The sequence below is a fragment of the Larkinella fluvii genome (assembly GCF_051857545.1).
Classification (GTDB): Bacteria; Bacteroidota; Bacteroidia; order Cytophagales; family Spirosomataceae; genus Larkinella.
Genome location: NZ_JBPZHB010000006.1, coordinates 390,834 through 404,317, shown reverse-complemented (window position 1 = coordinate 404,317; position 13,484 = coordinate 390,834). Strand labels below are relative to the sequence as shown.

General features: G+C 55.5%; 9 protein-coding genes and 1 riboswitch. Of the genes, 4 read left to right on the top strand and 5 right to left on the bottom strand.

All coding sequences use genetic code 11. The features are described from left to right. Window positions 1–12: 12 nt before the first annotated feature. From ACS5NO_RS17935 to ACS5NO_RS17925, 3 genes are all read left to right on the top strand, one after another. A complete protein-coding gene (locus ACS5NO_RS17935) occupies window positions 13–2,238 on the top strand; it encodes a xanthine dehydrogenase family protein molybdopterin-binding subunit (protein WP_439416438.1) in 2,226 nt (741 codons plus the stop codon). 88 nt (window positions 2,239–2,326) lie between these two features. Next, on the top strand, window positions 2,327–2,683 hold the full coding sequence (locus ACS5NO_RS17930) for a DUF6152 family protein (protein ID WP_138992597.1): 357 nt from the start codon (window positions 2,327–2,329) through the stop codon (window positions 2,681–2,683). Then, complete coding sequence (locus ACS5NO_RS17925) at window positions 2,680–3,168, top strand: DUF6644 family protein (protein ID WP_439416437.1); 489 nt, start codon at window positions 2,680–2,682, stop codon at window positions 3,166–3,168. The genes ACS5NO_RS17930 and ACS5NO_RS17925 overlap by 4 nt, the downstream gene beginning before the upstream one ends. A 153-nt stretch (window positions 3,169–3,321) precedes the next feature. Beyond that, a riboswitch (SAM riboswitch) is annotated at window positions 3,322–3,429 on the bottom strand. A gap of 234 nt (window positions 3,430–3,663) precedes the next feature. Here ACS5NO_RS17925 and ACS5NO_RS17920 read toward each other — a convergent pair. From ACS5NO_RS17920 to ACS5NO_RS17900, 5 genes are all read right to left on the bottom strand, one after another. Next, window positions 3,664–4,776 carry a GHMP family kinase ATP-binding protein gene (locus tag ACS5NO_RS17920; RefSeq protein ID WP_439416436.1) on the bottom strand — a complete coding sequence of 371 codons (1,113 nt, stop codon included), beginning with the start codon at window positions 4,774–4,776 and terminating at the stop codon, window positions 3,664–3,666. Between the two features lie 17 nt (window positions 4,777–4,793). Further along, on the bottom strand, window positions 4,794–6,092 hold the full coding sequence (locus ACS5NO_RS17915) for a DUF3472 domain-containing protein (protein ID WP_439416435.1): 1,299 nt from the start codon (window positions 6,090–6,092) through the stop codon (window positions 4,794–4,796). A gap of 10 nt (window positions 6,093–6,102) precedes the next feature. Next, entirely contained in the window at window positions 6,103–7,554 is a 1,452-nt protein-coding gene (locus ACS5NO_RS17910) for a RagB/SusD family nutrient uptake outer membrane protein (protein WP_439416434.1), read from the bottom strand. Window positions 7,555–7,566: 12 nt separating this feature from the next. Beyond that, the gene (locus ACS5NO_RS17905) at window positions 7,567–10,494 is read right to left on the bottom strand and encodes a SusC/RagA family TonB-linked outer membrane protein (RefSeq protein WP_439416433.1); all 2,928 of its coding nucleotides are present in this window, start codon (window positions 10,492–10,494) and stop codon (window positions 7,567–7,569) included. A 135-nt stretch (window positions 10,495–10,629) separates the two neighbouring features. After that, window positions 10,630–12,000, bottom strand: coding sequence for a Gfo/Idh/MocA family protein (locus tag ACS5NO_RS17900; RefSeq protein WP_439416432.1), 1,371 nt, complete (start codon window positions 11,998–12,000; stop codon window positions 10,630–10,632). Between the two features lie 240 nt (window positions 12,001–12,240). Between ACS5NO_RS17900 and ACS5NO_RS17895 the strand changes: the two genes are divergently transcribed. Beyond that, the gene (locus tag ACS5NO_RS17895; RefSeq protein WP_439416431.1) at window positions 12,241–13,263 is read left to right on the top strand and encodes a LacI family DNA-binding transcriptional regulator; all 1,023 of its coding nucleotides are present in this window, start codon (window positions 12,241–12,243) and stop codon (window positions 13,261–13,263) included. The last annotated feature ends 221 nt before the right edge of the window (window positions 13,264–13,484 follow it).

Sequence of the window (13,484 nt, the reverse complement as noted above, 5' to 3'; positions counted from 1 at the left end):
AATTCTCCCGGAATGAAAGAAACTGCGGACTCGATCACCCAATCCCGACGAAATTTCCTGAAAACCGCCGGATGCCTGACCATCGGGTTTTCCTTTTCCTGTCAGCCGTTGTCGGCTTCCGAAAAACCGCCCTGGCAGGATTCGCTGCCGGGGAGCCTGCGACAACAGCCCCAGATCAACGCCTGGCTGGAGGTGCTGGACGACGGCCGGATTCGGATTTTTACCGGCAAACTGGAACTGGGACAGGGCATTCGTACCGCCATTGCGCAGGTGGCCGCTGAGGAACTGGACATGGATTTGAACAAGGTTGAGGTTCATCTGGCCGAAACCGGGCGAACACCCCACGAAGGCTACACCGCCGGGAGTGGTTCGATTGAAAACAGTGCGATGGCCGTGCGGTACGCAGCCGCAGCCGCCCGGCAGAAACTGCTGGAACTGGCTGCCAAACGGTGGAACAAACCGGTCGATCAACTCCGCATCACCAACGGGAACGTGCAGCAAAAAAACGGCACGGAGCAACTCATGTTTGCCCAATTGCTGGACGGAAAGCAACTGGAAGACGACGTTCGGTTGCCGGTTGCGCTCAAACCCAAATCCGACTACCGCTGGGTGGGCAAACCCATTCCCCGAACCGATATTGAACGGATGGCGCGCGGAGAGTCGGTTTATGTCCAGGATCTGCGGTTTCCGGGCATGGTACACGCGCGGGTGGTCCGACCACTGGCGCAGGGTGCCAAACTTCGCTCTTTTGATGTAGCCGCTTTGAAGAAAACCGTACCGGGTGTCCTGAAAACCGTCATCAACGGCAACTTTGTGGGCATCCTGGCAGCCGAGGAATACGAAGCGATTCAGGCCCAGTTGTTTGCTCGCGAACAGGCCCGGTGGGAAACCGCCAAACCGTTGCCGGATGAAAAGACGCTGGCGCAATACATTAGAAAACTACCGGCTAAAACCCGAACCGTCAAGGAATCCGGTGATCTGAAAGCGCCGGAACAGACGGAAGGTATTTCGTTGAAAGCGCGTTATTTCAAACCGTATCACATGCACGGGTCGATTGGCCCGTCCTGCGCGGTGGCGCTCTATCAGAAAAACAAGCTGCACGTCTGGACGCACAGCCAGGGTGTTTATCCGCTTCGGGAAGCACTGGCAAAAATGCTGCGTTTGCCTGCTGACACCATCCATGTTGTGGGCGTTCCCGGTTCGGGCTGCTACGGGCACAACGGCGCGGACGATGTCGCGGCTGATGCGGCTTTGCTGGCGATGGCGTATCCGGGCAAACACGTTCGGCTGCAATGGTCGCGCGACGACGAACACGGCTGGGAACCCTACGGCAGTGCCATGCAGATGGAAGCTGAAGCCCGGCTGGATCGTTCCGGGAAAATAACCCACTGGCGGTATGACCTTTGGACCGACTCGCACAGCACCCGACCGGGCGGTGAGCCGGGCAACTTGCTGGCGGCCCGGTCGATTGAAAAACCGTTTCCCGCGCCGTCCGGCGGCTACAGCGGGGGCGGTTATCGCAATTCGGAGCCGTATTACACCATCCCAAATCTGAAAGTCGACGCCCATTTTTTTGAAGGACCGCTGCGGGTTTCGGCCTTGCGCAGTCTGGGAGCGTATGCCAACGTGTTCGCGATTGAGTCGTTTATGGACGAACTGGCCGAAAAAGCCGGGAAAGATCCGCTGGAATTCCGGCTGGCGCATCTGGACGACGAGCGGGCGGTGGCCGTTGTCAAAAAACTTCAGGAATTGACGCGCTCCGAAAAAGTGGCCGCCAACGAGGGAATCGGTTTTGCGTTTTCCCGGTATAAAAATGTGGCGACCTACTGTGCTGTTGCCGCCCGGGTTTTCGTTGATACAAAAACCGGTACCGTTCAGGTTCGGAAAATGTGGTCGGTGATCGACGCCGGTGAAGTGATCAACCCCGACGGCCTGAAAAACCAGACCGAAGGCGGTATGATTCAGTCGGCCAGTTGGACGCTGAAAGAGCAGGTTACCTTTGGTCGTGAGCACGTCAGCAGCCGCGACTGGCGGTCGTATCCGATCTTCCGGTTTAGTGACATTCCGGAAGTCGAAGTCGTGGTGATTGCCCGGCCAACCGAAAAACCGCTGGGTGCTGGCGAAGCCGCCCAGGGTCCGACGGCGGCCGCCCTGACCAACGCCATTTACCGGGCCTGCGGCAAGCGGATTCGGGATTTGCCGGTTAACTTAGAAGTAAGAGGTGAGACAAGAGAGTAAAGACGCAACAAACGCGCGTTTTGCCCTGTTGTCTCACTTCTCTTGTCTTTACTCTTTTATCTATATTCCAACATAACCCCAAACTCCCATGACCTTACTGAAAAATTGCTCGTTTGCGTTGCTACTGTTTCTGGGAACCGCCTTTGCGCCCCTCCACCACGGCTGGGGTGATTATGACCAGACCAAAGTGCTGGATTATACCGGCACCATCGAGGAATCGAAGTACGAAAATCCACATGCCACGGCCAAAGTGAAAGACAAGGACAAAACCTGGCTGGTCTATCTGGCCCCCACGAGCCGGATGAATGAACGGGGCGTAAGCGCGGCCATGCTGAAAAAAGGCGGGTCGTTGCGGGTGGTGGGTTATCCGCACAAAACCGTCAAAAACGAAATGCGGGCGGAGCGGATCTTCATCGACGGGAAGAAATACGAATTGCGTAAATGAGGCTGGGCATTCCCGTCGAGTGGCTGCAAGGCATTGAAAATAGTACGCTGGCCGTTGCTATTCGTCAGTCGCTGTGGCTGTATCCGGCGCTGGAAATTGTGCACATCGTCGGGATCATCCTGGTGGTCGGCGGAGCCTTTCTGTTTGATTTCCGGCTGTTGGGTTTTTCGAAAAAAATACCGGTTGCCGATCTGGCCACGCACGTACTGCCCTGGTCGCGGAGGGGGCTGATTCTGGTGATTCCGTCCGGTTTACTGCTGTTTAGCACCAATGCCGAAGCGCTGGGGAAAGACCCGACCTTCTGGTTGAAAATGGCGTTGTTGGTGGTCGCCGGCATCAACGTGGCGGTTTTTCACCGGATTACCTTTCGATCCCCAGCGGACTGGCAGACTGGTCAAACGCCGGTAGCGGCCAAAGCTGCGGCCGTTTGTTCCATTCTGCTCTGGCTGGGCACCATTGCCTGTGGCCGTTTACTGGCCTATTGAACGAAAAAGGAAGACTGAAAATGCGAATAGCCAACGATCAGCGTCGTTGGCTATTCGTTTGTGTGGAATGTGACTTACCGGATTGGACAAAGATGCCAGTCCTGATCGGGGTCACAACGTTGCTGCGTTGTTTGCGTTTTCATGATGGTTGTTAATTTATAGTTCCTAATTTATTTAGGCAGGTTAGCACTGATTCCTTGGATCGTTCGGAAAGTTGCTAAGGGTTCATTGAGCCTGTCTCTCCCCCTTTCTGTATAAATCTCGAACCGGCGCACCGGCAACTACTAGTTACCAGAAGTAGTCATTGAGATAACAGTGCAAAAGTAAAACACGGTTTTTTATATTCCAAACTAAATCTATATTTTTTGTAGGGTAATAGTGGTGAGACTTTCGCTTTCTGCCCCTAAATCCCCTAAAGGGGACTTGGACGCAGAGCCCTCCGGATGCTAAAAGTCCCCTTTAGGGGATTTAGGGGCAAAAGTGGAAGGCTTAAATTTATTTTAACTGGGGTGTGAAAAGATTTTTCGAAACCGGATTAACCGAAACCCCCTGATCGACCCGAATGATGTAGGCCTTACCGCCTGCCCGCTCGATGGCTTCGGCGACCGCTTCCGGTTTTTCGGGTGCGTAGGCAAACATGCAGCCCCCACCCCCGGAACCGTTGATTTTTCCGCCGTAGGCACCGGCTCTGAGGGCTTCGTCGATCATGTGATCGATTTTCGAAGTCGAAACGCGCTTGGCATCCCGGAGACTGGTCTGGTGGATGGTGAGCAATGCTCCCAGCCGCTGGTGATCGACGGTTCCGCTTTTGAACATGGCCAGAGCCTCCCGCAAGACGTCGCGGTCGGAGAGATTGCCTTTCAGCAATGCCATTTCATCGGGCGTCAGGATCGACCGGTATTCGTCGGCGGCATCCAGCGGGTAGGTCGTGAGCAAAAAGGCCGGGTCGTACTGTTTTATTTTTTCCATCGCCCGCAGCATCCCGAATTTGACGTGTTTCAGAACGCCGATGGTGTCTTTCGGCTGGCGCGAATCGCCCAGCACCAACGCACCGAGTTGCGGCTGAAACGATTCGAGGTGAATGTTCGGAACGGATTCTAGGTAAATCACGCCCCCAACCGCCGTGGCGTAGTGGTCCATCATGCCACCCGGTTCGCCAAATTCCAGCACTTCGGCGGCATAAGCGAGTTCCGCCAGCTTTTCGGGGGCCAGCGTTTTCGGGTTGTCGGCGAATTGAGCGAGAATGGCCAACCAGGTGATCAGCAGGGCTGACGAACTGGATGTACCCGCATTGATGGGAATCTCTCCCCGGATTTCTCCCTGAATTCCCGTCGAAAAACGGAAACCTTCCCGCAACAGGATGTTGACCGCGCTGCGGAAATAATCCCGGTCTTGCCGGTACGTCAGCGGCAGTATTGCCAACGAAAACCGCTCCTCGGCGTCGATGTCGGGCAGAAACAGCCGAATCTCCGGCTTCGTGGTGGGTTCGGCGGTAATCCGGATGCGTTGGGAAATGGCAGCGGCAATAACGGGCAAGCCCAGATAATCCTGGTGTTCTCCGAATAAACAGATGCGGCCCGGTGTGGATATAGACAGCGGAAAGGACATAATCAAACAATCACAAATTAGGGTAATCGGGAAAAATCAATTGCTGGTGCTTTTTTGAGCGGTTTCCGGGTGAAATCGGTATTGAGTGGGACATTGTCGTCAAAAAAACCGCAGTTTTTCAGGAAAAATTGCTTCTCACCGGCTTGTAAACCGCCCGCATAGTCCTGCCGAAAACCGGCCCGGGCGGTGGCGTCACCGGTAAATTTGGCCCGTACCAGTTCCTGCCAGACGCCGTCCTTGCTCCGAACCCACTGGTTTCCAAAAGCAACTTGCCGCGACGTATTACCCGTATTCGGCATGAAATTCTCCAGAAACGAGTGGGGTGATTTGAGGTACGTCGTCGTTTTCGGGCGTTTGAAACTGGCGATCAACTGCCAGTCTTTGTCTTTAGCATCGGAGAAATAGGCCGTGTAGGTGGTGTACCCGTTTTCCGTTGGTCGGCCCCGGAGCAAAAACCGGTAGGTTCGGCCCGCTTTCCAGTTGTAGCGCAGATAACTCTGGCCACCGGACCCTTCGTTGCCGAAATCATTGGTCGTTACGCCCTCACCTTTTTTCTCCAGCAGGATTTTCTGATCGTCGGGAATGTCTTTCGGATTGTCGGTTTTGAACGGACTCCAGACCGAGAACAAAATCCGCCGTTCGGTCGGCGAATTGACCTGCATCCCGAAATAGCCCTCCGCAAAACCGTTGGCCATGAAGTAGGAACCCAGCACATCACTGCCTTCAGGAACCGTCATTTCGTTGTAAAACCACTCCGAATCGGCATTTTCCGGAGCGGTATATTTCAGGTGCACCGACGGGCCGCGCCGACCCCAATGAAAATAATTGCCCTGGTTGTTGCGGACAAAAACCGTCCTGTCATCGACTAAATCGCCACTGATACCGAGTTCACGAAGCTGCCCGAACGCCGGGCCGGATTTGGTCAGGCCCTGTAGGTCAATCTTGACGTAGCCCGGTTTTTGAACGGCCCATTCGCCCAGATAATATTCCTTATCCGCGCTGCCGCTGGCCGAAAACTCGACGGATTTCTCCAATACACTCACCCGGATCTTGCTTTCGCCTTCCGGAACGCTCATCGTGGCCGATAGTTTCAGCGTTCCGGCGCGGTCGAACCGGATGTAGGTGGAAACGACACTTTCCGGATGGGTCCAGCCGGTCAGGCCGTCGTTGGTGATTTTTTCGGGAGAATGAGACGGTTTTGTTACCCAGGCGTTGCCGCCGATGGGAACCGACCGGCGATTCGCATCGTGCGAATCGCCGGTCAGCGTAAATAACCAGGTACTAACAAAAAAAAGGATTGGATTTAGGATAGTCATTCGAAAGTCACTACAAGGGGTTCTGTTTCAGGTTGGAATTTAGGATAATTTCCGCTTCCGGAATCAGGTGAACCACTTGTTTGTCGGTCGCCGGAACGGTTTGCTGGCCGGTTGTGGTGTTGTGATAACCGGGATAATTCCGAACCAAGCTCCGGCCATTGCGGTAGAGGTCATACGCCCGGTGGCCCTCAAACGCCAGTTCCAGCCGACGTTCCTGCAAGACCACGTCCAGAACCGTTGGCAATCCTTTAAGATCGGTCGCTGAATACAGTTCGGTGCCGGTCAGCCCCGCCCGTTGCCGAATCAGGTTCACATCCGCGATGGCTTTGTCCGTGGCCCCGGTTTTGGCGTAGGCTTCGGCCCGGTTCAGGTATACTTCCGAAAGCCGCAGCAAGATCGGTGAGCTGAGCGTCGCAATACCGCCCTGGTTGGAAAACTTCGTGACGTACACTTTGTCGATGCCGTTCCGCTTTTCCTGCGCTCCCTGCGCCGTCAGTTTCCGAACCAGAAACGTCCGCCGTTTGTCGTTCGCATTTTTATTCACCAGATCCTGATAGTCCTGCGACGCGTAAACCTCGCCCCAGCCGACGCCACCCGGTGAGGTGTAGAGCATCGAACCCAGTGAACTCCAGGCGCGGTCGTCTTTCAGCGTGTGTTTAATGGCCAGAATAACTTCCTTGTTCTGCTCATTTTCCACCGTGTAAAAATCGGGAACCTGCGTCGGTGTCGCCAGCGAAAACCGGTTTTCCGCAATCACCAGATCGGCGTGTTTAATGGCGTTGGCGTTGTCATTCATGTAGAGATACACCCGCGAAAGCAGCGCGTTGGCGGCCGCAGCCGTGGCATAACTGCTGGTGCGCGTTACCGTCATCAGTTTGGCGGCTTTCTGCAACTCGCTGACCACAAACGCATAGACCTCTTTCACCGTCGCCCGGGCGGCATTATCGTCGGCTTTTGTGTCGGTTTTGATGATCACGCCCAGATTCGTTTCCGGACTTTGGGCATACGGCCGTCCGAAAAGCCGGACCAGCTCGAAATGGACCATGGCGCGCAGAAAGATGTTCTCGCCCAGAATCTGATCCATTTCCTTCGATGTTCCTTCCTGAACGGCCGCAATCACTTTGTTCGCGCCGACAATAACCTGATAGGCTTTGCGGTAGATCTGGAGCGCGTTGGCCTGATCGGAGGTGTGCCGGTAGGTATACGTTAGAAAAAGCGCGTCGGTGGTGGTGCCGCTGAGGGTCAGGTTATCACCCGGATATTCGTTCATAATGAACAGGTTACGGGTGTAGTCGGACTCTTTCAGGAAGGTGTAATTTCCGTCGGTAGCCGCCCGCAGGCCCTGCGCCCCTTGCAGAATCGCCGACTCGGATAAACCGTTATACGGGGTTGTATCAATTTCACAGGAGGTGGTTACCACCACACAGCCCAGCAACAAAAAGCGCGAAAGAGAGAAGTTCATGGGTGCTGATGATTAAAAGTTAAACTGGAGACCAAAAACCAATTTCCGGCTGAACGGGTATTTCGTACCCACTTCGCCCGTCTCGGTTACGTCCGGGTCGATGCCCGAAAACTTCGTGATCGTGAACACGTTATCCGCCGAAACCGACAGCCGGACGCCGTCCAGTTTGGCTTTGGTGACCAACGCCGTTGGCAAATCGTAGGTCAGGCTGATGTTCCGCAGACGGAGGTAATTGCCATTTTCCAGAAACCGGGACGACGGGCGCTGGGCGTTGTTGTTCCCGCCGATGACGTACTTCGGATGCGTGGCAATGTCGCCGGGCTGCTCCCAGCGGCTCCAGCCCTCCTGCAAAGCCATGAGGTTGTAGCGGTCGTAGGCACCGTCGTTGTCGAACAGGTTCCGGTCGCCGTTGTAGAGAATGGAACCGGTGCTGTAGGTAAAAAAAGCGTTCAGTTCCAGCCCTTTCCAGCTCAGCACCTGCCGAAAACCGCCGAATAGTTTGGGGTTAGCGTTGTTGCCGATAAACTGGATCGTTGCGTCGTTGTAGTTGTTGGTCGTGGTGCTGGTGCCGTCGGTGCCCACTTTTTCCCAGAGCGGTCCACCGGTTTGCGGATCGACGCCCATCCACCGGCGCAGATACCAACTGTTGAGCGGCCGATCGAGCGCGTAAGGGCGTTGGCCGTTGGCAACCAGCACGCGGTCGCCGTAAAGCGCCGTTACGGCGTTTCGGTTCATACCGGCATTGATGTCCATGCGCCATTTCAGAGCGGTTTTCTGCAAAATGTCGGCCGATAGCACCACTTCAAGACCTTTGTTGCGAACGGCGCCCACGTTTTCCGTAATGAACGTGTAACCGCTGGTGGCCTGGAGCGGGCGGTTGAACAAGAGGTTATTGGTCAGGCGGTTGTAGAGATCAACGGTGAGCGAAAGCCGGTTCCACAAACTGGCGTCGATCCCGAAGTTGGTATTGTTCGACACTTCCCACGACAGGTTCGGGTTTTCGATGCGGGTTGGGTAGGCGGATGGAATACCGGCGTATTGGCCCGTCAGGTTGTATAAACCCTGCGACGCATAATCGTTGATGCCGTCGGCGTTGCCGGTGGTTCCGTAGCTCAACCGGAATTTGAGGTTGGTCAGCAGCGGATTGCTGCGTAGAAACGCTTCGTTGGAAGCATTCCAGGTTAGGCCGACCGCGTAGAAGTTGCCGTATTTCTTATCCCGACCGAATTTGGACGAACCGTCCCGGCGGAACGAGGTTGTAACGAGGTATTTATCCTGATAGCCGTAGTTGGCCTGAAACAGATACGACGAGAATGCATTGTCGGTTTTGGTTCCGCCGATGGTTTCGGGTTGCGAGGTTGCATCCAGAATGCTCAGGCCGGAGAAAATGCCTTTTCCGGTGGCCGCCAGCGATTCGTAGTAGTAGGTCTGGTATTCGTAACCCGCCAAACCGTCCAGTGTATGCCCACCGTTGAAGCTATGCCGGAAACGCAACAGGTTCGACGTCAGCAGCGTATAGTCGCGGGTGTTGGTTCTGGCCAGCCGTCCCTGCACATCCAGGGCGCTGGGTCCGCGCATGTCCTGACTGCTCTGGCTGCCGTAATAACTGGTTTGGGCGCGGTTGGTGGTCGTCAGCGTCAGCCAGGGCAATACGTCGTATTCGGCTTTGAACAACAAGTCGCCCGACAGCGTATTTTCCTTGAACGTGTTGAACTGGCGGTTGTAAATGAAGTTGGCGTTATCGCGGCCATACCATTTTTTGGCACCGGTTACGGGGTTGTAGGGCTGCCCGTTGTAGTACGGATCGTCATACGGCAAATAGGTATAAGCCGCGTAAAGACCGCCGTTGCTGTTGTCGTAGCCGCGCGTCGATAACCCGGCCCCGTTGACATTCACCCGGAATTTGTCGCTGATGTTGTGGCTGAAGTTCAGCCGTGCGCCAAACCGGTCGAGGCCGGTTCCCTGCAAAATGCCCTGTTCCTTGTAGTAGTTCCCGCTTAGGAAGAACTTGGTTTTGTCGCTACCACCCGACGCACTCAGTTCCGCGAGCGTGTTGCTGGCCGTCCGGAAAGCCTGGTCGAACCAGTTGGTATTGGCGTTGGCTTCCGGCGTGGGCAGATAATCGTTCAGAACACCCGTTGGCCGGTCGCGCTGAAACACCCTTTTCTGCAAGTCATACAATTGCGGACCATCCAGCAACCGGAAATTGCCCAGGCTCAGCGTACCGACGCCCTGGTTCAGTCGGGCGGTCAGCCGGGTTTTGCCGGAAGCACCCCGGCGGGTGGTGATGACGATAACGCCGTTGGACGCCCGCGCGCCGTATAAGGCCGTTGCGGAAGCATCTTTCAACACGGTGATCGATTCGATGTCGCTGGGGTTGGGAATACCGCCAATCACGCCGTCGACCACGTAGAGCGGATTGGAACTGGCCGTGAGCGTTCCAACGCCCCGAACGAGTACTTTGGGTGTACTGCGCGGATCGCCGGAACTGTTGCCGACGAAGACGCCGGCCGCTTTGCCTTGCAGCATCTGGCCGACGCTGTTGGCCGTCACGTCTTTCAATTCTTTGGCCGTCACCACCTGCGCCGAACCCGTCAGGTTGCGCTGGTTGGTAGTGGTATAGCCCATTACGACCACCTCATCGAGCATGGTGTCGGCTTTTTTGAGGGCAATCTCGACCGTCGTGCGGTTTCCGACCGTCACGGTGGTTCCCTGGTAGCCAATCGAGCTGATTTCCAGCACGTCCGTTGGCGTCGTTCGAACGGTGAAGGTGCCTTTGTCGTCGGTGGTGGTGCCCTGCGTGGTGCCGCGGACGATGATGGTCACGCCCGGCAGTGGTTGCCCGGCATCGTCGCGGATGGTGCCTCGCAGGCTTGACTGCGCATAACCGCAAACGGTTACCGATAGCCACAGGAGTAAACTTACGGAAAGCTGTTTCATGGGTTGGAAGATTGATAAAGTGGAGCGTAAAAAATCAGAAGGTCAAGGGCTTAGGGCATTCGGTAAAGGCAAGCGAAGGGTAGCCTGGTCAAAACCGGACGGTTTTGACCAGGTGGAATAGTTGAGCAAATCAGATCAGTAAATTTCGTTCAGGCCGAAAATGGGGCGGTTCGTCTTCCATTTTCCCCGGGTGAAATCCGGGATTTCGATGGGTTTGCTGCCCTGCGCAATGGATTGCTCCGATAACGGACTGATGGCACTCCAGACGGCGGCATCGTAGACGTCGATCGGTGGGGCGGTTTGGGCTTTGATGGATTCGATGAAGGCCCGCATCACGAAAAAGTCGATCCCGCCGTGGCCGCCACTCTGGGCCGTTTGGCCGTGTTGTTTCCAGAGCGGATGGTCGTATTTATCCTGATAGGCCGCGAACGGTTCCCACTGGTGCGGTTTCGGGCTGGTTCCTTCCAGGTAAATCGTTTTGCCGTCGTCCATCCAGATGCCCTGCGTTCCCTGCGCCCGGAAACCGAGTGAATAGGGGCGGGGTGAGTTCGTGTCGTGCATGATGACGATGTTCTCGCCATTCGCGCAATTGACCACGGTAGTAACCACATCGCCCAGCTTGAAATTGACTTTGGCGTTGGGATGATCGGGACCACCTTTATCGACCACATATTTGTGCAGGCTCCGGGCTTTGGTGGCGGTTGAGGTCAGGGACAAAAACCGGTTGCCCCGGTTGATATCGAGCCAGTGAGCGACCGGCCCCAGACCATGCGTTGGGTACAGATCACCGTTGCGATCGACGGAGTGCTGCGTTCGCCAGCGGGCTTCAGAATAGCCTTTGTCTCCAAATTCGACGCCTTCTTTACCCATGCCGCCATTGAACTTGACGTTTCGCAGGTCGTGCTGGTACCCGCAGTGGGCGTACAGCATTTCGCCGAACATCCCTTGGCGGATCATGTTCAAAACCGCCAGCACATCGCGCCGGTAGCAGACGTTTTCCAGAATCATGCAATGCGACCCGGTTTTTTCGAACGTATTGACCAGATCCCAGGATTCCTTGAGCGTGACTGTCGCCGATACTTCCACCCCGGCATATTTCCCGGCTTTCATGGTGGCAACGGCCATCGGAACGTGCCATTCCCAGGGGGTGGCAATCACCACGCCGTCGATGTCGTCGCGCTTGAGCATGTTCACAAAATCCTCACCGCCTTTCGTGAAAGCAACCGGCACTTTCTTGCCGCTTTTTTCGATCATGGCGTTGGTGCGGCTGATGGCTTCCGGATCGGGATCGCAGATGGCCGTAATCACCACATCATCGCGAAATAGGGCCTGGCGGACGTGGCTGCGACCCCGCGAACCGACGCCGATAAAAGCGAGACGAACCTGTGACAAAGCCGCCGGTTTCGATGCGGCTGCGGCCGGTTCGAACAGCGAAGGAATAAAGGGCGCAGCAGCGGTGCTGAGGGCGGCCGTACGCAGAAAATTTCGGCGGGAAGAAACAGGCATAGGAGGAGTTAGCTGAGTTGGAATACGCGTTAGATTGACGGTTTGGGGTTCAATTCCATGCTGAAATTGGAGAAAAACAGACAACCAATCAATCAAAACCGGGGCGTCAGGGTTCTGATTCTGACGGTTTTGGCCTGCGCAAACGTTTGTTCAGACCTGCGCAAACGTTTGTACAAAACCGAAGGAAATTTTGCGTTTTTTAGGAATAAGAGTAAATTGTAAGGCTGAACAGGACGCGCGATGAAGGATGTTATTACGATTAAGGAGATTGCCCGGCAATTGCACGTGTCGCCATCCACCGTGTCCAGGGCTTTGCAAAACCACCCCCGCATCAGCGCACACACCCGCGATGCCGTTCATGCGCTGGCCGATCAGTTGAAATACCTGCCCAGCACGACGGCCCGCAATCTCCAGCGGGGCCGAACGGGCGTGATCGGGATGGTGTTGCCGGAAATTCGGGAGAATTTTTTCTCGGAAGTGATCAATGGCGTGGAAGAACTGGCGTTTGAACACCAGGTGACGGTGGCGCTCTATCAATCGCACGACCGGTTCGACCGCGAGAAGCAGATTCTGACCGTGCTGGCTTCCAATCGGGTGGATGGCGTGTTGCTGTCGGTTGCCAAAGAAACCCAGCAGACCCACCACATTCAGGAATTACTGGATCGCCAGATTCCGCTGGTGTTGTTCGACCGCATTCCGCCCCACATTGCGGCTCACCGGGTCGAGTGTAATATGGAGAAAGGGGCCTATGAAGCCACCAAATGGCTGGCCCGGCGCGGTCATCGACGCATTGCGCTGCTGAACGGCCCCCACGCCCTGATCGCCAGCGAGGAGCGGTATCGGGGGTATATCACGGCCTTGGTGGAAGAAGGATTGCCCGTCGAAAACGCCCTGATCAAGCGCAGTGACCTCACAACGCCGGAAACCGTCCTGAAAATGAATCAGCTTTTGTCATCGCCCACCCGGCCGGATGCGGTCTTGACGTTCAACGATTACGTGGCGCTGGATGCCATGCAGGTGTGCCGCAGTTACGGGCTGGTCGTCAATCAGGATATTTCGTTTGTCAGTTTTGCCAATCTCCCGCTCAATACCTACCTCGAACACCCACCCCTGGCGTCGGTCGAACAACATCCTTACCAAATTGGGTTTATGGCGGCTGAAATTCTGCTCAACGTGATCAACGGGAAGATTGCCCCGACGGATTTGCAAAATGTAATCCTGGAGCCCGAGTTAGTGGTTCGGGAGCCGAATGAGGTTTTCTGATCGTAGCTTTTCTGACTAGGCTAATGTCAATAGTCGGCGACGTTTTTACATATAGGCATTTCACCTACCCCGGAGGGGTGTTCTGTTAATAGGAAAACGGTATCATCGATGGTTTTAAGCCCCGGCAGGGGCGACCTAAATCCTGGCGTTGTCAGGGCGCTCCTGCCGGAGCTTGAATGACTATTTATAGCGTTTTTCTATTAACAGAACACCCCTCCGGG

Bases quoted from the DNA above. Each gene is read 5' to 3' on its own strand.
- ACS5NO_RS17935 (WP_439416438.1), top strand. From the start codon at position 13: ATGAAAGAAACTGCGGACTCGATCACCCAATCCCGACGAAATTTCCTG.
- ACS5NO_RS17930 (WP_138992597.1), top strand. From the start codon at position 2,327: ATGACCTTACTGAAAAATTGCTCGTTTGCGTTGCTACTGTTTCTGGGA.
- ACS5NO_RS17925 (WP_439416437.1), top strand. From the start codon at position 2,680: ATGAGGCTGGGCATTCCCGTCGAGTGGCTGCAAGGCATTGAAAATAGT.
- ACS5NO_RS17920 (WP_439416436.1), bottom strand. From the start codon at position 4,776: ATGTCCTTTCCGCTGTCTATATCCACACCGGGCCGCATCTGTTTATTC.
- ACS5NO_RS17915 (WP_439416435.1), bottom strand. From the start codon at position 6,092: ATGACTATCCTAAATCCAATCCTTTTTTTTGTTAGTACCTGGTTATTT.
- ACS5NO_RS17910 (WP_439416434.1), bottom strand. From the start codon at position 7,554: ATGAACTTCTCTCTTTCGCGCTTTTTGTTGCTGGGCTGTGTGGTGGTA.
- ACS5NO_RS17905 (WP_439416433.1), bottom strand. From the start codon at position 10,494: ATGAAACAGCTTTCCGTAAGTTTACTCCTGTGGCTATCGGTAACCGTT.
- ACS5NO_RS17900 (WP_439416432.1), bottom strand. From the start codon at position 12,000: ATGCCTGTTTCTTCCCGCCGAAATTTTCTGCGTACGGCCGCCCTCAGC.
- ACS5NO_RS17895 (WP_439416431.1), top strand. From the start codon at position 12,241: ATGAAGGATGTTATTACGATTAAGGAGATTGCCCGGCAATTGCACGTG.